This window comes from Bifidobacterium sp. MSK.17.10 (assembly GCF_019129655.1).
Classification (GTDB): Bacteria; Actinomycetota; Actinomycetes; order Actinomycetales; family Bifidobacteriaceae; genus Bifidobacterium; species Bifidobacterium adolescentis.
The window spans coordinates 16,423-36,769 of the sequence record NZ_JAHOJD010000011.1 but is presented as its reverse complement, the minus strand read 5'-3'; the positions used below and the strand labels follow the sequence as shown (position 1 = coordinate 36,769).

Annotated in this window: 13 protein-coding genes; 1 reads left to right on the top strand and 12 read right to left on the bottom strand. The window is 57.6% G+C overall.

Features of this window, described 5'->3' with window-relative positions; translation table 11 throughout:
• Positions 1–107 precede the first annotated feature (107 nt).
• The 6 genes from phoA to KSX58_RS09210 form a co-directional block, all read right to left on the bottom strand.
• Complete coding sequence (gene phoA, locus KSX58_RS09235) at positions 108–2,207, bottom strand: alkaline phosphatase (RefSeq protein ID WP_217736205.1); 2,100 nt, start codon at positions 2,205–2,207, stop codon at positions 108–110.
• Positions 2,208–2,664: 457 nt separating this feature from the next.
• On the bottom strand, positions 2,665–3,483 hold the full coding sequence (locus KSX58_RS09230; RefSeq protein WP_217736213.1) for a sulfite exporter TauE/SafE family protein: 819 nt from the start codon (positions 3,481–3,483) through the stop codon (positions 2,665–2,667).
• Positions 3,484–4,355: 872 nt separating this feature from the next.
• Entirely contained in the window at positions 4,356–5,219 is an 864-nt protein-coding gene (locus KSX58_RS09225) for a class C sortase (RefSeq protein WP_237976488.1), read from the bottom strand.
• 130 nt (positions 5,220–5,349) lie between these two features.
• Positions 5,350–6,387 carry a Cna B-type domain-containing protein gene (locus KSX58_RS09220; RefSeq protein WP_237976484.1) on the bottom strand — a complete coding sequence of 346 codons (1,038 nt, stop codon included), beginning with the start codon at positions 6,385–6,387 and terminating at the stop codon, positions 5,350–5,352.
• Positions 6,388–6,661: 274 nt separating this feature from the next.
• Complete coding sequence (locus KSX58_RS09215) at positions 6,662–8,353, bottom strand: SpaH/EbpB family LPXTG-anchored major pilin (protein WP_217752081.1); 1,692 nt, start codon at positions 8,351–8,353, stop codon at positions 6,662–6,664.
• Positions 8,354–8,476: 123 nt separating this feature from the next.
• Positions 8,477–12,046 carry a SpaA isopeptide-forming pilin-related protein gene (locus KSX58_RS09210; protein ID WP_217736200.1) on the bottom strand — a complete coding sequence of 1,190 codons (3,570 nt, stop codon included), beginning with the start codon at positions 12,044–12,046 and terminating at the stop codon, positions 8,477–8,479.
• A 3-nt stretch (positions 12,047–12,049) separates the two neighbouring features.
• Between KSX58_RS09210 and KSX58_RS09205 the strand changes: the two genes are divergently transcribed.
• On the top strand, positions 12,050–12,232 hold the full coding sequence (locus tag KSX58_RS09205) for a hypothetical protein (protein WP_130082293.1): 183 nt from the start codon (positions 12,050–12,052) through the stop codon (positions 12,230–12,232).
• Between the two features lie 755 nt (positions 12,233–12,987).
• Here KSX58_RS09205 and KSX58_RS09200 read toward each other — a convergent pair.
• From KSX58_RS09200 to KSX58_RS09175, 6 genes are all read right to left on the bottom strand, one after another.
• Complete coding sequence (locus KSX58_RS09200; RefSeq protein WP_217752080.1) at positions 12,988–14,016, bottom strand: LacI family DNA-binding transcriptional regulator; 1,029 nt, start codon at positions 14,014–14,016, stop codon at positions 12,988–12,990.
• Positions 14,017–14,136: 120 nt separating this feature from the next.
• Positions 14,137–14,943, bottom strand: a complete 807-nt coding sequence (locus KSX58_RS09195; RefSeq protein WP_039775962.1) for a TraX family protein — start codon at positions 14,941–14,943, stop codon at positions 14,137–14,139.
• Between the two features lie 158 nt (positions 14,944–15,101).
• Complete coding sequence (locus tag KSX58_RS09190; RefSeq protein ID WP_117838831.1) at positions 15,102–15,884, bottom strand: HAD family hydrolase; 783 nt, start codon at positions 15,882–15,884, stop codon at positions 15,102–15,104.
• Between the two features lie 96 nt (positions 15,885–15,980).
• Positions 15,981–18,035 (bottom strand): alpha-amylase family glycosyl hydrolase, encoded by a 2,055-nt coding sequence (locus KSX58_RS09185; protein ID WP_003811268.1) that lies wholly within the window; start codon positions 18,033–18,035, stop codon positions 15,981–15,983.
• Positions 18,036–18,050: 15 nt separating this feature from the next.
• The gene (locus tag KSX58_RS09180; protein WP_003811270.1) at positions 18,051–18,950 is read right to left on the bottom strand and encodes a sugar ABC transporter permease; all 900 of its coding nucleotides are present in this window, start codon (positions 18,948–18,950) and stop codon (positions 18,051–18,053) included.
• On the bottom strand, positions 18,947–20,320 hold the full coding sequence (locus KSX58_RS09175; RefSeq protein WP_134817020.1) for a carbohydrate ABC transporter permease: 1,374 nt from the start codon (positions 20,318–20,320) through the stop codon (positions 18,947–18,949). Before KSX58_RS09175 ends, KSX58_RS09180 begins: the two co-directional genes overlap by 4 nt.
• Positions 20,321–20,347 lie beyond the last annotated feature (27 nt).

The window sequence follows — 20,347 nt, the reverse complement described above, 5'->3', positions numbered from 1 at the left end:
ATTCTTGAGCACACCTCACTCAACTTTGCGCAAAACCCAAAACCGCCGGCGCTGGAGAGCATCTCAGCGGCGGCGGTTTTGGGGATCATCGGAGGTTATTCAGCCAATCAGCGGTCGTTCTTGGCGGCCTTCACGGTCTTGATGAGCATCGCGACGGCAACCAGCATGGCGATCGCAACAGCCGCAGCCAGCACCGCGGTGCCGGTCTTGCCGAGCAGTGCGGCGCCAAACGGGCCGGCCTTCGTATCGTTGTTGACCTTGCCGGAAGCGATCACGCCGTTCTTGTCAGCGTTGCCAGCGCCCGGCTTGCCGTTGTTCTTGTCAGCGGAGTTGGCGGCCGGAGCCTGGAAGTCGACGGTCACGGCCTTGCCGGACTGGCGGCCGGTGACGGTGAGCTTGTATTCGGAGCTTTCGGTGACGCCGTCCAGCGCGATCGGAGTGGTCTGTGCGGTCTTGACGCGCACGCCGGAGAGCGGAGTGGAGGAATCGGACGCGGCCACGGTCTTGTCGTTCTTGTCCTTCAGCTCGTAGCTGAGCACAGCGTCACCGTTGAAGCCGTCGACGTCCGCGGTGAACTTGCCGTCGGCAGCAGAGACCTTCACAGTGCCGTTGTCAGACAGTGCCTTCTGCGATTCGGTGGAAGTGGCCAGTCCCAGAGCGCCGGCGATCGTGTAGAAGTTGTCGGTCTGGTCGGTCAGGCCGATGACGCGCTGCGCGCCAGGGCCGGAAGCGGCGATACGCAGCTGGGTGCCGGTGTGCTCCATGTCGCCGCCGTTGTAGCCGCCGTCTGCATCGCGAGAATCGTCCTGGGCGGTGCCGTAGGAGACGACCATGTTGTTGCCATCAGCGGTCTTCAGCACGGTGGACAGTGCGTAAGCCGGCTGGGCGTTGAGGATCTGGGAGGTGTGCGCGTGGTCGGCGGTGACGATCACCAGCGTGTTCGTGAGGTCCACGTTCTGCATGGCGTAGGCAATGGCCTGGTCGAAGTCGTCGGTCTCGCCAATCTGGCCGCAGGCATTGCCTGCGTGGTCCTGCTTATCGATCGAGGCGCCCTCGACCTGCAGGAAGAAGCCGTTCTTCTGGCCGTTCGGGTTGTCGTTCAGCAAATCGAGCGCCTTCTTGGTCATGTCCTTGAGCGAGGAGCCCTGGTTGCCGAGCCAATTGGCGTTCGGCGTGCACACGGTCGGGTTGGCGTCCTTGGCCGGATCCTTGGCGGTGGCCTTGGACGGGTCGAACTTGGTCGGCATGTTGCCGTCGCTCATCAGAGCGAGCACCGGCTGGTTGTCCTTGTACTGCAGGGCGTTCATCGCGGCCGGATCGTTCTCGACGGTCTGGAAGCCCATTTCCTTGGCCTGTTCCCACACGGTCTTGCCCTTGTATTCACCACCCTGCACGGTCTGACGGAAGTACTTGGAACCACCGCCGATGGTTACGTCAGCGCGGGTGTCGAGCAGCTGCTCGGAGATGGAGCCGATGCCGCCGTTTTCCTTAAGCTGGTTGATGAGGCACTGCTTGGAGGCATTGTTGGACGTGCCGTCGGTCTTGCCCTGTGGGCCGTAGCAGGCACGTTCGGACGAATGCGATTCCAGCACGGCCGGGGTAGCATCCTGGATTTCGGCGGTGGTCACATTGCCGGTGGCTTTGCCGGCCGCCTTGGCCAGCTCGAAGAGGTTCAGCTGCGGATTGCCGTAAATATCAACGTCAACGGCGTTGTTGTAGGTCTTGGTGCCGGTGACCCATGCGGAACCGGATGCGGAGGAATCGGTTACGGGGGTAAGCTTGCCCGGATTGGGGTTGGCGACCAGCTTGCCGTCGCCATCCTTGCCGACAGCGCTGTCCTTGCTGCCGTTGCCGACCGAGAAGGTGGTGTACTGGCCAGTACCAGCCTGCACGTCACCAAGCGCGCTCGGCTGGCCGACCGCGTCAAGTCCGTCGAAGTGGCCGTTGGCGCCCTTCAGATAGTCACGGGCGACGGTGATTTCCGAATCGCCCATGCCGTCGCCGATGAACAGCACCACATTCTTGGCTTTTTTGTTGCCGATAGCTGCGATGCGCTGCGCGCCGCCGTGTTGCGCCAGTTCCGCAACGGACTTGCCGTTGGGGCTGTAGGTGGTGTCGGCCGCGAGCGCCGGTGCGGCGAGCGCGCCGAGCGTCGCTACGGATGCGACCGCTGCGATCGCGCCCTTCAAAGCTTTGTGCTTGCTCATGTTTCTTCTTTCTTCCATGCAGTTTCTTCCGTGCCGTCCAACCTGCCGTTTCGGTTGCGCCCGTTAGGTAACGCCCGTTTCGACCATGTTTTCCGGCTGCGCGGAACCTTTCCGCGGCTGCATTGCTTGGATCTTTCGATGCCACCGCCCACGCTATGCGCCGCAAGCCAACGCACACCGCACTACAGAAGAACGGCAGATGAACACTCATCGCCATATGATGACCGCAACATATCCACCGCATGAACAGGGGGAATACGGCCAATAAAATCGCCATATTCCGTCAAACAACACCCCCACCGCACCCCACAAGCCAAAATCCCCCACTGGCTGGATAAATCCAACCTCTCAGACCCCACTCACACGCCAAAAATCCCAGTGACTGGATAAAAACCACCTCTGACGCACCACTCACGCGACTAAATCATCCAGCCACTGGGAAAAATGCCCGCGCCACTCAGCCCCGCGCAACCCGCGCCGCGCGCGTGGCCTTTACGGCCACGAACACGGACCGCACCAGCAGCACGCACAGATAGCAGGCGAACATAATCGCCCCAACTCGTGGCGAAACCTCCCCCGCAATCCACGTGCCGAGCGGCGCGGTCACAGCCGCCGTCACACCAATAATCAGCGCGGTTTTCACATGCGCTAGCCTGCGCTTCAAGTTCGCCGCGCTGGTCGTGATCGAATTCGGAAACATTGCCAACAGCGAAGTGCCGCGCGCAACCAGGTCGGACGCGCCAAACAGCATCGACAGCGACGGCACCGCAAGCGCACCACCCCCAATGCCCAGCAGCCCCGCCAGCGTGCCGATGACCACACCCAGCAACGCCAAGCCAATGCCGGTCACCACCGTCATGACGATCTGGTGGTCGCGCGACGGCACAAAACTCACCTGATTGATCACCACGAACACGAGAAACGCCACGAAAATCCACCGCAGCACCAGTTCCGGCAGCCGCGACAGCAGCCAGCTGCCAATCTGCCCGCCGACGAACATACCGCAGAACAGCAGGACCGCGGCGAGCCAGTCGACATGTCCGCCGGTCGCGTACGAAACAACGCCGGAAATGGAGGTCGGCACGATCGCCAGCGTGGACGTGGCGGCCGCGTTGCGTTGAGATAGCCCCAGCCAGACGAGCGCGGGCACGATCACCGTGCCGCCGCCGATGCCGAACGTGCCCGACAGCACACCCACCAGCATGCCGACCACAATCAGCACGATGATGCTGCGCGCCGACCCATCAAGCGCCGTCTCCCCCGCTCGCGATTCCATCTTTTGCGATTCCGTTCGTACGGCATCCGCCCGATCCGCAGTTTCCCCTTCATCACACATGGCAGCTCCTTCCACGTCTTCCGCGCCCGATACTACCCACCTGCCGCGCGCAGCAATCAGCTGATTCCATAATTTTGCGATTTCGCCGCCGCAGCGCCCGGTTCACGCGCTTTCTCGCTTATAGATGGCGGATTCGCGGGATCGACGGATGGTATCTCGCTTATAGATGGCGGCCCCTTGCGGAAACAAGACATCTAGGGGGTATGCATGCTACCCCCTAACGACCTATTGCCCAAACCGACCCGCCACCTATAAGCGAGATACCACCGGACGCCCGGCCAAATCCGCCATCTATAAGCCAGATATCCAGCCAAAACCACGACCGCACGCCTACACCGGCACACCCGCGCGCCTACACCCACGCAAGACCCATTGCACACACCCCCGTACGCACACGACCGCGCGCGGACCGGCAAAATCGCAAGTCGTGAGCAAAAAGGGAGGCCACCCAACATCAAAACAGCCCGAAACATCCAGAATCGTACCCCCATCCGCTCACAACCGCGCCAAAACCGTCAAAATCGCAAGTCATGAGCAAAAGGGGCATCAAAAGCGTCCGAAACAGGCCGAATAATACCCCCATCCGCTCACAACCCATGCTTCAGCACGATTCAGGCCATATGCGCACCGCAACAACACCCCTGCGCAACATCAGACATGCACACGCACGCAAACACAAGTACACACACTGAAACGCAACACGTACCACAAGCACACAAACACCACGCACCACATACCGAGCACGACCAGACGCACACCCCCGCACACCGGAGAAGCGATGTCACCGGCCTGCGGCGGCGCTAGGCTAGACACTACCCCCGAACACCAGACGAATGGCGCGCGCCGGCCCCGGCGCACAACCCGTGCCGCACAATCCAGGAGCGTCGCCATAGCCGCGCGAGCCCCACAAAAGCGCAGCCAGCCACAAACACGAGCAGTCCGACCACCGCAGCCGCCACAGCCGTCATCTCCCCCGGCTCGTCATACTGCGTGGAATCAGGCACTTTCGGATTCGGAATTCGGTGCCCTCGCACGAGCAGCCTGTGTGAGTTGACACCGTACGGCGTGCACGTGATCAGCGTCGCGTAGTCGCGCCCCTGCTCAATATTCAGCTTGCTGATTTCGCTCGGCAGCACCACTGAGATCTGGTCCACTTGGTACGTGTAGGTTTCGTCGAGCACGTGGAATGCGAAGGTATCGCCTTTTTGCAGCTCGTCCAAGCCGGTCAGCAACCGGGCGGACGGCAGGCCGGTGTGCCCGGAGACCACCGCGTGCGTGGTCGCTCCGCCTACGGGCAGCGATGTGCCGGCCAAATGTCCGGCGGCGATCTGCAATACGCCGTCACTTGTGCCGTGATAGACGGGCAGTTTCACTTTGATGCGCGGGATGGTCACGTATCCCATGATGCCGGTGCCGGTCACGTCGAGCGTTTCATCATATTCGCGCTTCTGCGCGTCGGTCATGTGCCAGCGGTCGCTGTTGGTGACGAGCCGTTCGTTGTAGGTGTGTGCCGCGTCGAGCATGGCCTTGCGTTCGGCGCCGGACATGTCTTTGGTTTGTTCCACGTAGCCTGCTACGGCGTATGACTGGTGCATGCGGTTCCACCAGTCGCTGAATGTCGGATACGCGATGAGACCCAGCGCACCGATCATGGCGATTGCGGAGATGGCAATCATCACATTGAGCAGCGCATTCGATTTCTTATGCTTGGCAGCCGGTTTAACCTGCGCACCCGGTTTAACCTGCGCACCCAATTCGACTTGCGCAGCTGGCTTGGCGTCCGATTCATCCGTCACGTTATTTATGCTACGCCCGCTTCCGCAAAGCCGTCTTGGCAACGATCAGCAGCACCAAGCCCGCGCCCAAGATGGCCACGGCAATCCAAGCGGCCTGCTGCACGTCGGCGCCGGTGTGCGGCTGGTCCGGCGTGGTGGGTGGCGTGTGCGTGTTGGTGATTTCAGTGGAGTCGCCTTCCACATCGGAGATGGTGGTGTAGCCGTCGGGCACCGCCGCTTCGACCACGGTCCATTCGTGGTCTGCATCGAGATCCGTCCACGTGTGCGTCCACTTGTTGGACTCGTTCAGCTTCACGTTTTCCACGGGCTCGCCGTCGCGCAGGAGTTTCACGGTGATGGATTCGGGGCGCTTGCCGTCAGAATTGTTCCGGTCATTCCAGATTTTGCGCACGGTGCGTTCCACTGTTTTCGGCGGTTGCGCCACACATTCGGTTTTCGGTTCGATACTCAGCACACGCGACCCGCCGGAGACGCCGTCTTCGGGCACTGCGACGAGCATACTGCCGGAAGAGCACGTCCATGTCTGGTTCTTTCCGGAGGCGTTGGCGACCTTCACGTCAACGCTGTCGGACACGGCCAAGTACAGGCCGTCGGACAGTCCGGTGAAGGTCAGATGCCCGGAGGCGTTGGTGACACCGGTTGCCGTGGCGTCGGGTTGGTTCACCGCGATGAGTCCGGCGAGCGTGTTGGCCATGTCTCGCCACACTTGCGCGTCCTTGCCGGTCATCTTCGACCAGTCGACGGGGTAGGCGGTGGAGTCGGTGAACGGTGCGACGGGTTCGAAGGTGGCGCCGCCGCTTGCCGGGATCTGCCCGACTTTGTAGAGGTTGAAGCTGGCGTCCGAAATGACGAAGTTGGTAGAATCGTCGCCAGTTTCGGAGTCCGAGCTTTTATGTTGGTAAGAAATGGCGATGCTGCCGCTGGCAGAGTCTGTTGTTGGCGCCGCGACGGCATCGCGAGTAGTGAATGCACAGGCTGCCGCGGCGAATGTGGCGGCGATTGCGCAGCATGCGGCGATGACGCGGCTTGCGATCGTGCGTTCCTTCATTGCCGACCCCTCTTCTGTGGATTGGAAAGTAAGCATGTTTGATTCGCCCCCAACGGCAAACCGGAAAATATATGGAGCCAGGCTGGATACTCAAGAAAATTAGGCAGTGTACAAGGGATTGAGGTGGTCCAGCCCAGCATATGTGGGTTCAGTTATTATTTAATTTTTAGTTTTTAAATTATGTATTGCGATTCCCGTAAGCCGCTGCTGACTTGCGTCAACGCGGCTCACGGGTTTCGCATGGTTACTTCAGATTCTTATGGAATCCGGAGGATCAGGCGTTGCGGCGACGCAAAGCCATCACCAGGGTCGCGCCAGCAAGCACGAACACGGCGATGCCAGCCACGTACAGCAGCACAGTGCCCATGCCACCGGTGGACGGGAGGGAGGAGCCCTGAGTGTTCTTGATGGTGATTGCACCAAGACCAGTGTCGACGTTGCCAGTGCCATTAGTCTGATCGACCTTGACGACAAGGTCGGTCAGAGCTGTGCTAGCAGTTCCATTCCAAGTTTGGTTGTTCTTAGTAGTTGCCTCCAGCGTAACGGAGAAGCCATTGGCCGGGAGGTTGTAGCCTGCCGGAGCCTTGGTTTCCACAAGGGTGTACGTACCATTGTCGAGACCGGTAACCTTGAAGTTGCCTTCTGCATCAGACTTCAGAACAGCACCATCATTCTCAGTAGCTGTCCAGCCAGTGACCTTTCCATCCGTAATGGTGGCCCACTTGCCATCGGAATTCTTCAGCTTGAACTCGGCGTCCTTCAGCTTCGTTTTGTCATTCTTGGAATCAACCTTGGTGACGTCGAGACCGTAAGTGAAGACGATGACCTTGTCTTCCGGGGTGTCGTGGGTGGGCTGATTCTCGCCCTGGCCGGACTGATCAGGATTGTTGGAGTAGGTAAGCTTTGCAGTGTTCACGTTGCCAGGAAGGCCAATCTCAGCTTTTGCGTTCAGCTTGGCGGTGTAGGACACAATCACATACTGTGGCTGTTCCTTGCTGTAGGTGGCTGCCTTCTTCAAGTCCTTGGTAGAGACCGTCAGAGTTGCCTTGGTTCCCGCAGTCTCCCCCTGTGCCTCAGTAGCAGGGGTGTACTGGATGCTGCCGTTTGTATCGGAGAAGTACGAAGTGATATCTGTATCTATGCTTTCGCCTTCAAGATCAAGCTTCTTATCGTTGGACAGATAGACCTTGACATTAGAGGTATTCACTGCATCGAAGCCCTTATCGAAGGTATCGGTGAACTTGTAGGTGTAGGTCTCGTACTGGCTCATGTCCGGCACGGAGCCGATCAGGTGGAACGGAACGTCGTCGCCGATGTTGTAGTCGGCCACATCGTTGAACTTGGAGCCATAAGCGGCATCGCCAGTGGCATCCTTCTTGTTCTCCTGGACCTTCTTCTCAAGGGTCGGAACGTCAGTCTTGTCCTCAATTTCGATGTCGCTGGTGATGGCGAGCACAGCCGGGTTGTACACGGTCTGACCAGTAGCAGTCGAATCAACAATCAGGTAATAGCCCTTGTCCAGTTGAGTGCTGTTGCCAGCAGCAAGAGCGGTGCCGTTGCCCTGCTTGTTCTTCATGGCAATCTTGGCAACGAGACGAGTATTAGCACCATCAGCTGGGAAGTTGTCGATGTTGCTAAGCGCCTCCGCGAAGCCCTTGGCGTCGGTCACATTCTCGAAATATTGGCCGATAGTAATATCAGCCTTCAACGCTTCCAGGAAGGCAGCGTCATTAATACCAGAACCCCATTCAGCATCGCCAAGCGCGCCACCGGACGTGGCCTGAGTACCAAAAAGAATCTGGTATGCGGTGTAAGCGTGACTGTTCAGTTTCGAGTCGGCACCTGGAACCGTCACATTAACGGTATTTCCATCTGCTGCCATGGCGGTGGAGGCACCGGCGAAACCGGCGACGGCCATTGCCGCGGTGGCTGCCACGGCTACGAGGCCTTTGAGAACCTTGTTCATTGTTCTCCCTTTCTTTCTTGTTTGAAATTTTTGGAATCTTGAGTTATTCGTATTCAGTTATTGCCTAGAGGGCAGCGAGTTCGCTACGCTACGGACCACTCCCCCTTCTCCTAGACGCTTCCATCATTGCCGCCTCCTGAGGCTCAAGGCCAGACCGACCACGGCAATCGCCACTGCGAGGAATCCCGCAGCGTACATCTTGTTTACTCCCTCGCCGCCTGTACCAGGCAGAACGACGCCGGGGGTGTTGGTAATGGAACCACCGTCAACGGTGAATGCGGCAGACTTCTGATAGCCGGCGGTAGTCTCCGGCTTGAAACCGGAAGACGTATACCACTCGCCCTTCACGTTCGCGCCTTCGGCCGGCCCGATGCGGAACACGTGCGGAGTCGTATCGATGTTGTACCCGTCAGGAGCCTTGGACTCGACCAACTGGTATTCGCCCCACTCAAGGCCGACGATGGAGAACTTGCCGGCTTCGCCGTCACGATCCGTGTACTGTCCCGTCTGCGCGGAGCAGGTCTTCTCGCTGCTGTTCACGCAATCCTTGATGGTTGCGACCGGATCAGTACTGCCGGTCTCGGTATAAACCGCGTTGCCGTTATCCCACGAGAAGTTCCTAGTCTTGTACAGCTTCCATTCGGAACCGGCCAGCAGCTTGCTGGTGTCAGTCTCGTCGGTTTTCTTCCAGTTCACCGTACCGGTAAGACGCGAGTTCTCAATGTTGCCCGCGCTAGGAAGACCGGAACTCGTGACTTGCCCATTCTCAATAACGATGGTGTAAGTCTTCGTCTTACTGACATCGAAACCGTTCGGCGCGCCAGTCTCTTTCAGCTCGTAGGCGCCGTTAGTAAGGTCGGACACCTTGAACTTACCGGCCTTCGGGTCTTCGTCCGCCAGTGTATTGGCTGCCTTAGCAGTCGTGTTGGTAATAGTGCGCACCACCGGTTGGTCATAGAACACTGCATTCTTCACCGCGGAACGATGGGAACGATTCTCCACGTATGCGCTAGTCACCGTGCAACCGGAGGGAACAGCCGAACCACGGTAGTTGTTATATGCTTCCACTACCTGTACGGAGTTCCCCGTGAATGTGAAGTTCGATCCATTCGTTGCTTGGAATATTTCAGACGATTTCAGATCCAGCCCCTGACGCTTGCCAAGATAGAACTCGTAATTGGCAGTAACCGAGCTCTTCGGTAGCTGGAAACGCACGTAGTCACCGCATACACTGGAACTTTGCACATCGCCGCTCCAGTTATTGCTGTCCGTGCTCTTCTTATATTTCAGCCAGTATTCGTTCCAAGACGCATTCGACTTCTTGAAGTACACAGAGACCATTGGCTCCGTCACCTTGATCTTCACAGTGGCTGTGTTCTGGTTACACTGTTCGGTGGCGGTAATGTTCACATAGCCCGAGGTCACCCGATTGGCGGTCACCTTGACAATGGTGCCGATCGTAGGAGTTACGGAAACCTCATCCGTATTGCTCGAAGACCAGTTCACCGTGTTGCCTTCAGGTGCCACGGTAGCCGTCAGCGTCATGGTCTTACCTTGTTCCAGGCTGATTTTCTGGCCTTCGGTATAGTTACCGATGCTCACGGAGCTTTCCACGGTTACACCGCTTACCGTAACGGGGAATGTCACGGTCTTGTCGCCTGCCGTGAACACGATGTTCGTGAAGCCGCTGCTGTTCGGCTGCAGCTGCGTGCCATTATTGGCAATGGTGGCAATGGCCGGATCCTCGGACCTCCACTGCACCTTCGTGGCGAGCTCCTTGCCATCCACGGCAACGTAGGTGATGCTTGCAGGAGTCGAATTGGTAAAGCGCCACGAAGTGACTTCCTGCCCATTAACCGTGACCTTGATGCCCGCAACCTCGCTGCCTGAATCATCGTCCGTAATGGTCCACGACTGGTCGGGATCGCCCTTCTTGGTCAATTCCCAAGTGGAACCCGCGAGCAACGTGCTTCCGTCAGTGCCATCGACCTTCGACCATGCGATGGACGTACCTGAATTCTTGTTGACAATAGCGCCATTGTTCAGCTGCTTGGCGGTGTCATCGGTGATTTCAGTGCCGTCGGCATCGTACACCTTGTCGATGGTTGAAACAGTATCCGTACTGTCGTGCGTGACGATGCGATAGATGTTCGTGTTCAACGCATACTGGCTGCTGCCAGTGCCGCTTTCCCTCACATAATATGTGGCGTTCTTCGCCAAGCTACCCAGGGTGACGCTACCGTTATCCGCATCATCCGCATCATTCCAGCCGCCATCAGCAACCGTGGTGATGGAGTTCGTGCCATTCACGGCATTATCCCTCGTGCCGTACACCGTCCACGAAGTACCTTTCAGGGCTTTGCCCTCGGCATCGACCTTATCCCACTTGATTGCGGCGCAGGAGGTGGTCATCTGCCCATACCAAGACAGGTTATGACGTTCCTGATCCATATCCACTGCAGAGGTGGAATATTTGCCTTCGGCGTTGACGAAATTGCCGCTGTTTGTGGTAACGACATCCTTGTTGTACATTTCAAAATCGCCAGTAGTCCACACACGACCATTAGTGGAGACATGCGACTGGAAATTGCCCTTGGCACCAAAATCATTGCCCGTTACCATAACGGAACCCATCCATGCGGCAGACGGATCATCAGTTACATTGACGCCATACCAGTCTTCCTTGTCGCCATGCTTCTGATCCTTGTACCAGCCGGTGTTGATGCGCCCCGACCCCTTACCACCAAGAATCGTAAGGGTATTGGTGTTATAGAAGTTCCACATCAGCTGGCTTGCGCGCTTGACGTACTCCTGCCCATGCGTATTGTTGTAGCGGTTTGTGCCCGTCGAATTCATCATGACGTAGCCGTCGGAGATATCAACGTCGTTCCACTTGAACTGCCAGCCATTACGGAACTTCACATCATTGCCATTACCGTTGATGTTGATGGCGACCGAAGCATTGTCGGAGATGTTCTTGAAGTTGAACACCACGCCGGCATCACCAATGCTATTCAGCTTTGATGCGTCTAAATTGAACACCTGCAACTCGTCTTTGCCATCGCCGGTCAGCGTGATTTCCGTCTGACGGGAGTTGTTCTCAATATCGAACCGGTAAACGTTGTTTGCGTAAGTGTTGTAGCTGTATGAATAACGTTTGCCTGTGTAATTATCCTCATTGCCCTTCGTAACAGTGTTGCTGGAGGAAATCTTCGCGAGCTTGCCAGACAGCGTAGTCACATAATTCTTATATTCGGAATATGTGTAATCCGAACCCGTCGAGGGGTTCTTCACTCCGGAAATAACGGTGTTGCTCTGATTCCAGTTGACTTTGCCGTTGCCGCCCATGTCGTACACGGAATACTGTTCACCGTTCTTCCAAGTGTTGCGGCTTTGCACTGTGGTCTGATTACCAGCAATGTTCGCGTTAAAGTTATGGTCATTCGTCTCGCCGGTAGCGCCATTCCCCGCTCCGGTTCCAAGCCAGCTGGATCCCTGATTAGCGTCATCCGTCCAGCCCTGAGCACCACCGAACCAATTCAACTCGGAATTGGTGCTATTGCCGCCAACCGAAAGCACAGTCGAACCGCCCTTCGGACGGAACTGCGAACCAAAACCGACGATGCCCCAACGAAAACCACGCGAACGATTGAATGAGCCATCCTTATTCCAGATGTTCCAAGCCTGCTTCATTGGATGAAGCAAAAGCTTTCCGTTCACAGCGGTCAAGCCTTCGGCCTCAACAGCGTAAGAACCCTCAGGCGCATTGTTGTTATTGGCAGAAGTAATGCCCGACTTCTTGCCACCTACATACATGTCACCGCCAACGAAAGTAGCGATACCTTCATCGTTACCGCTGCCGGAGGTCTGATCGCCTAACGGTTCTGTGGTAGGTGTGCAGATTGCGCCGTCATTGCGACTTTCGTCAGCTTTGGCATTGTAGGTGGGGAGGAGGGAAGTTACTGCTACGGTGGCCATCATGGCTACCGCTATGGCGGCGGCGGTCAGGGAGCGGGTACGCGAAAGCACGCGACCGGTTGCCGATCGCGTTCCTGCATAGTGTCGTGGTGCGTTGCCGACACCATTACGCCATTGCCTCATCTTGTCCCCTATCCGCAAAGTGTTCACCCTTCTGAGTCCCTCAACTCGAGGGTTGATATCCTTTGCATAATGCCGTTATCACTTCTGTTTTACGTATAGCTTCTGCGCTGTTCCCATCTCCGGCAACACAGCCGGAAACCTCTGTTTTCCCTTTTTCTCTGACCTACGGTTTACTATGATAACCTTTGCAGTTATGAAAACAAAATGAAACAGAAAGAACCCACACCCCCTCCCCCGATACGTTTTTTCGTCCCCTCTCACGGGGACAACGCTTTAAAGCCTGATATTCAACGGTTTGTCAACGATTGCAAAATCAAAAAACACATGCTGATCATTGAATGAAATTCATCATTCATCAGCCCCCGATTGGCGTGTCATGAAACACATCACTGCAAATTGTTTCATTTTTTTTCCTGAAAACGTATGCCACACACCGTGACTACAGTGGGGGTATCCCTTATCAATCCACCCCAGGCCATCACAATCAGCCCGTCGGCATTGACGGGCTGCGGAAGGGTAATGAGACTCGGCTCTCAGCGGCCAGTGCCGTACACGGAATCGGTGCCGCGTAGTACGAGCTGGGCGCGCACAATCTCATGCGCGTTCTCAAGCGGCTTGCCTTCGATAAGCTTCATGGCCTTTTGTGCGGCCGCGCGACCCATCGCATACGGATCCTGGCGCATGGTGGTCAGGTTCACAGTGTCGGCGTACGGCGAATCGTCGAAGCCGATAATCGAATAGTCACTCGGCGTGTGGTGGCCGTAACGTTCCAAACGCAACACCAGCGGAATCGCCATCATATCCATCTGGCAGCAGATCGCGTCCGGGAACTCGTCCAACGCAAGCAGCGCGGTCAACGCCGAGTCGGCGAAGGTCTTGCCACGCGGCACAGAGACGACGCGCCACTTGAAGTCATGGGAGGCCCCCATCGTCTTGCAGGCGCGGATGAAGCCCTGTCCTCGCGCATCGATGGAGGAATTAATGGAATCGACCGCATCGGAGCACACGTACACGATATTCTTGTGCCCCAGATTGATCAGATGCTGGGCGGCGGTGAACATGCCGTCCTCATCGTCGATGGAGATGGTGGCGTCGAAGCCGTTTTGCGTCGGCATATTGATGCCAATAATCGGTACGTGGATGCGCTTGAGCTGCTGGATTTCCTTCGGCTCCACGCCGAACGATGTCACGAATACTGCGTCCACGTTGCGGCGGACCGGCAGATTCGTGAAGAAGTCGCGGCGGTTTTCGGCGGTGTCGACGTGCTGGAACAGCGATACGTCATACCCGGCATTATGCATGACGGATTCGATTCCAGCGAACACTTCCGTATTGAACCAGCTAGTGATCTCTTCATTCATCAGCATCGCCACACGGTACGATTGACCCGATTTCAACGATGTCGCGGAACGTGAGATGTTGAAATCAAGCTTGTCCGCCGTTTCCAGCACCTTGCGGCGCGTACGTTCGGACACCAGTTCCGGCCGCGTGAACGCGCGCGATACCGTGGAAATCGACACACCCGCGGCCTTGGCCACCTCGCGAATGCCTGCTCTATCCATCTCTCAACCCCTTTGCGGTTTCTGCATCATAATCACAAACGTTCCCAGCCTTGGAAACACTCGCTTGAGCGGCGATGCTCTCTCAATCTGTTTCTATCATACTGCGAACGTTGTCAAAAATCACGCCAGTGTTGCACAAATCGCACAAATTATCAAAATAACCGGGTAAACCGCGTAAAAAGCCCATTTCGTCCACTGATGCTTATAGCCCAGCTTGCCGTTGTAGTAGTGCACGAACGCCACGCCCACGCCCGGCGCGATCATCATCACGGCGCCGAACAGGCCGGCTGTGAACATCATCGAATTCTCATACTGGCGCATCAGAGCGAAAATCAGCACGAAGCCAAGCGTCACCGAACCGATGCTCATCATGTGCTGGCGTAGGCCGATACGCAGCAGCAGGTCCCACAGCAGACCAATCACCACCAGTCCGACCGACAACAGCACCTTCATGGCCTTCTGATAGCGCGACGCCACCCAGTCGAGCGCGGCAAGCACAACAAACGCAACGAACAGGCCGAAAACGGGATTCTGCGAGCCCAGGTCGAAAGCCTTATGCGATGTGGCGAGGTCGTACGGCACCTCGCACACCACGGCGAGAATGAACAGCTGCAGGCCGTACGCGACCCGGCTGTGCGTTTCACGGAAACCCTGCACCAGCAGCCACGCGTAGATCGGAATGGCGAACCAGGACACCACTTCGCTCAGGACCATCGCCGTCAGCGACGTCATATTGTTGGTATCGGAGCCGAAGAACAGCGGCACGATGGTGGTGCTGCCGGCGGACAAGGCCAACGCCACCGCGCCGATGACCTTAAGTTGGAACACCGTCAGTCCGCGACGTTTTTTCCTGTTGCGGCGAGCGCCGCCGAATCCGATTTGGTCGGTCGAATCGGTTCGAGCTCCCTGCTCGGCATAGCCTTCCATATGTCCTCCTATTGCGATTTTTCCGCGCGTCGCACGTGGCACGTGCACCTTACGCACGCCTTACGCACGTATGCCTTTTACGACTTGCGACTTTCCCGCACGCCACAGCGGCTTCCCGCACGTCCCATGCGATTTAAGCTCAGCGCCCACCGCGCGCCTTATGCGTCCAGCACGAATTTCAGCAGCCCGTCGTAGTCGGCTCCGGTAAACGAACATACCGCATGTGCCGAAACGTCCGGGTCGTCCGCCGGTGAAATTTCCGTGCGGAAGTATGCCGCGTCGAGGCCGGCGGAATTGGCGCCGATGATGTCGTTGCGCTCGTCGTTGCCGACCATGAGCGCGTGCTTGGCGGTGACGAATTCACGGTCGAGCGCCAGCATGTACAGGTCGCGTGCGGGCTTGCGGATTTTCTCTTCACTGGAGATGATCACGTCGTCCAGTATGCTGGCAAGGCCGGTCTCTTCCAGTTCGGGGCGTGTGTAGCAGGCTTGCGCGTTGCTCAGCAGCGCCACGACCATGCCGGCGTCCTGCAGTTGTTCGATCATGTCGAGCGCGCCGGGGTACAGCCGGAACAGGCTGGTGCTGCCTTGGCGGAACGCCCATGCGGCTTTCAGCGCGGCCTGCGGTAGCGCGAGTTTCTTTTCCGCTTCCTCGCTGCGATTCATGAGCAGGGACCGGTAGACCGGCAGGATGTCGAATTCGTCCCACCCGTTGCGAACGATTGCACGGTCGGCTTGGTGGACCATTTCGCGGGCTTCGAGCTTTTCGAACTGGTCGCGCATCACGTCGACGGATTCGTACTGCGCGCCCAATTCGGTCACGCAATCGTACAGCGCCTGCCATGCGGCCTCGCTCTGCTCATCGGTACGAATGTCGATCAGCGTTCCGTACAGGTCGAAAAACACCACCTCGTACCGCGGATTGCGCGCTCCGATTCCCACTGTCGTATCCTTTCTGGTTTTCCTGCCCCATTGCCGTATCTGTTACGGCAACCGCAGCTTTGCGGTCGCCGTTTTGTAGCTTCCCTACTGAGAGTATTACTGCAACCGCCAGATTGCAAACGTATGCGGTGGAACAATCAAATAATCGCCATCACCTGCGCTCACATTGCCTTCCACCGGACTGACGGACGAGCCGAGACCACACCAGTATCTCCGTATTCCGCCAATCGGTTCCAAACCCGTTACGGCCACGTCAATAACGCCGACGTGTCTGCCTGGATTGGCGGCCATCAGATAATCGCCGACGCGGAACACGAGTTCGTCGCCTTCCGTATCGACGATATTGCGATTGCCGTCGAACCACTGTGGATCAGACTTGCGCAATGCAATCAACTTCGCGTAATACTCAATCAAATCGCGCTTCTGCCATGCACGGTTCCAATCGAGCCAGTTAAGCTCTTTGGCGGAATCGTAAGAATCAGAGCTGCCGAATTTGGTACGCGCGAACTCCTCGCCGGACAGCATGAACGGGATGCCAGCGGAGGTAAGCGTGATACCCACAGCCAGCTTGTTGGCGTCCATCACGTCGGTCAGCGCGGCCGCAATCTGCGGACCGACACCGGCCAGCCCTTCCGCCGAGAAATCGGCGTCATACATGACTTTTGGCACATCCACGGTGTTTTCGTTAACGCCTTCGGCCACGGTGCTGCCCAACGAACCAGCCGCAAAGCTCGCGCACAACTTGTCCCACAGCGTGAGGTCGTCGTGCGCGGACACGTATTGAATGACCTGGCCTGCCACTCCTTCCGAATGTTTGCCGCGACGCCACGCGTCCACGGCCTCACGCGCAGCCGCTACGTTCTCGTGCATGCCACCGTTCACATAACCCGGGCGGTCCGAGAAGAACACATGGCCCTTGATGGTGTCTCGCGTGGTGTCGCAGAAGTGGCCGATGCGACTGTCAAGCTTCGACAGGCCTGACTTGTCAGCCAGCACGGTGTCGCTGGGCAGCGGCGCGGTGGCGCCCGCGGACCACGGTTCGCCGTACATGAGAATGTCGCGTCCACGGCCGGGAATCTCATCCAGAGCAGCACGCACGGCATTCATGGTGTCCACGTCGATCAGACCCATCAGGTCGAAACGGAAGCCGTCCATGTGGTATTCGCGCGCCCAGAACGTCACGGATTCCACGATGAACCGGCGGAACATCTTGCGTTCGGTGGCCATATCGCAGCCGCAGCCGGATCCGTTGGCCAGCGCGCCGTTGGGCTTACGGCGCAGGAAATAGTCCGGCACCGACCGCTCAAACCAATTATCGGGCGAGAACATGTGGTTGTAGACCACGTCCATGATCACTTTGATGCCGGCGTTGTGCAGCGCCTGCACCATCTGCTTCACTTCGCGGATGCGCACCGACCCGTCGAACGGATTGGTGGAATACGAGCCTTCCGGCACGTTGTAATTGACCGGATCGTACCCCCAGTTGTAGCGATCGCAGGTCTCTTCGTCCACGGAACCGAAATCGTAAATCGGCATGAGCTGCACCGCGGTGACGCCAAGTTTCTTGAGATATGCGATGCCCGTGGGAAAGTCGGGATGCCCGTCCAGAGACGTACCGTCGTCGGTGAACGCCAGATACTTGCCCCGATGCGATTCGGGGAAACCGCCGGCGGGATCATTGCTGAAATCGCCCACATGGGTTTCCCAGACCACCGTCTGCGCAAGCGGCACGTCCGGCATATGGTCGCGGTACCAACCATCCGGATTGGTGCGGCTGAAGTCCACGACCATGCTGCGCCGGCCGTTCACACCGGCCCCGCGCGCCCACGGGTCGGCGATGCGGTCGACGGAACCGCAATCGCGTTCGATCAAAAAGTCGTAATACACGCCGTGCATGTTGTCGGCGAAATCGTACGTCCAGGAACCATCGGATTCCGGACGCATCGTGTACTGTCCAATCAGAGCGTCGCCGCTTTCCCCCATGGAGCCACGCGAGAACAGTCTCAGGGTCACCTTCTGTGCGGAAGGAGCCCAGAGAGCGAACTGGGTGCCGGTTTCAGTAACAACGGCACCCAGCGGCCGTTCCAGACACAGCGGGAACGGTTCGGCGACGCTCGTGTTCGGCTGTGCGAAGCTGTCTACGAGCGTCATATCCTTTGCCTTTCTTTAGCCCTTCACGGAGCCCGACATGGACTCCTGATAGAAGCGCTGCATCACAATGAACAGGATGGCGATCGGAACGGAGATCACGACCGCGGCCGCGGCGAAGCGGGCAAACCAGTTCTGGATATATTCCTTCTGCAGCATGAGCCACAGGCCCAATGCCACGGTGTAGTTGGATTGCGTACGGCAGATCACCTTGGCCATGACAAAGTCGAGCCACGGGGTCAGGAAGCCGATGATGGCCTGGTAGACGATCATGGGCTTGCAGATCGGGATGATGATCTTATGGAACACCTGGAAACGGGTGCAACCGTCGAGCAGGGCGGCTTCGTCCAGCGAGGTCGGAATGGTGTCCATATAGCCCTTCATCACGTAGAAGCCAGCGCCGGAACCGGCGGAGTACACGAGAATCAACGCCACGGTAGTCATGGTGCCGCTTGACAGGCCCAAGGCCTTCAAGATGAAGTAGATGGCGGTGACGGCCATGATACCCGGGAACATGCCAAGAATCAGCACAACGTTCATGAAAGTCTTGCGCACACGGAAACGCATACGGCTCATGCAGTATGCCACGGAGAGCACGAAGATCAGAGAAATCGCACAGGTGAAGCAGGCGATGATGAACGTGGTGCCGAACATCTTCGGGAAGTCCAACACGTTGCGGTCGGTGAACAGCACCCTATAGTTGTCCAGAGTCCACTCCTTCGGGAAGAAGGAGCTGGTGTACGGGGCGGTGTTCTTATTGAACGACTCCGCGAACACCCATACGATTGGGACGAGCCAGATGACGGCCAGAATGGCCAGGAACAAGTGGGCGAACACGTCGCCGGTGATACGGCGGATCTTCTGGTCGTGCAGAAGGCCGTGGCTTTCCACTTTGGTTGCGGAATGCTTGTTGCTCATCGGAATGCCTCCTCATTCTTATAGGAGCCGGAATTGCGGTAGGTGATCAGCGAAACGATGGCCAACACGACGAAGGTCATGATGCCGATCACGGCACCGAGATTGTAATCCTGCTTGTCCACGGTCAGCTTGTACAGCCAGGTGATAAGCAAATCAGTGGAGCCTGCGGAATCGCCCAATGGCGTAGGATCGCCGCCGGACAGCAGGTAAATGACGTTGAAGTTGTTCACATTGCCCGTGAAGGTGGTGATCAGATACGGGGTGAGCACGAAGATAATGTACGGCATGGTGATCTTAGTAAAGATCTGCCACCAGTTGGCACCGTCGATCTTCGCCGCCTCATACTGATCGGCCGGAATGTTCTGCAGAATACCAGTGATCTGCATGATGGTGTACGGAATACCGACCCACAGGTTGATGACGATTACGGTGACACGGGCCCAAGTGGCGTCGGTGAAGAACGGCAGCGGGCCGTCAATCCAACCCCACGTCTGCAGCATGCGGTTCACCGCACCCTGCGGCTGGAGCATGGTGTGCATGACCAGCAGGGACACGAACTGCGGAACGGCGATGGACATGGAGAAGCAGGCACGCCAGAAACCCTTGAAATGGGTGGTCTTGCGGTTGATGATCATGGCCACGAACATGCCGAAGAAGAAGTTCAGGAAGGTGGCGAAGAAGGCCCAGACCAAGGTCCACACCAGCACGCGTCCGAACAGTGCGGCGTTAACGGTGCCGCCGCTGTTGGAGAAGACCTTGGCGAAGTTCTCAAAGCCGACCCAGTGGAACAGCACGAGGTGCTTGTGGTCATAGCTGGTGAATGCCATGGAAATCATGAAGATCAACGGAAGCACAGTGAACACGGCAATGCCCAGCGTGGGCAGGAACATCAGCAGGACGTGAGCCTTGGCATCGAGCAGCTCGCGGACATCGTCCATGAAGCTCGGAGCCTTGCCGTTCTCCTCGAGCAGCACCTGGGACTTGTATGCAGAGCGCACGGACATGACCCACAGGCCGATGAAGGCAGCGGTGATAACCAGAGTGGCGACACCGTACAACAGGATGACCACGGAACGGTCAGGTTCGGTGTAGACCCAGAAGCCGTCGACCAGCTTCTTGCCGCCTGCATTGGTGCCCAAGGTCGGCAACTTGGAAAGATAGTCCACACCATTGATTGCCATGAACACGAAGTATGCGATTTCCAGCGCCAGCATGGCAATGCCCTTGACATACTGCTTGCGCACGATATCGCCAAGACCAAACACCACTGCGGAAAGCTTAGTGAACAGGTCACCACGCCGGAACGCCGCCCTTACCGTGTAAGGCGACGGAGAAACATAATCAGCACCCTGCTTCCGAAGGCGCTTCATCTCCCGCGGGGAAAGAGTTGTTGCTGT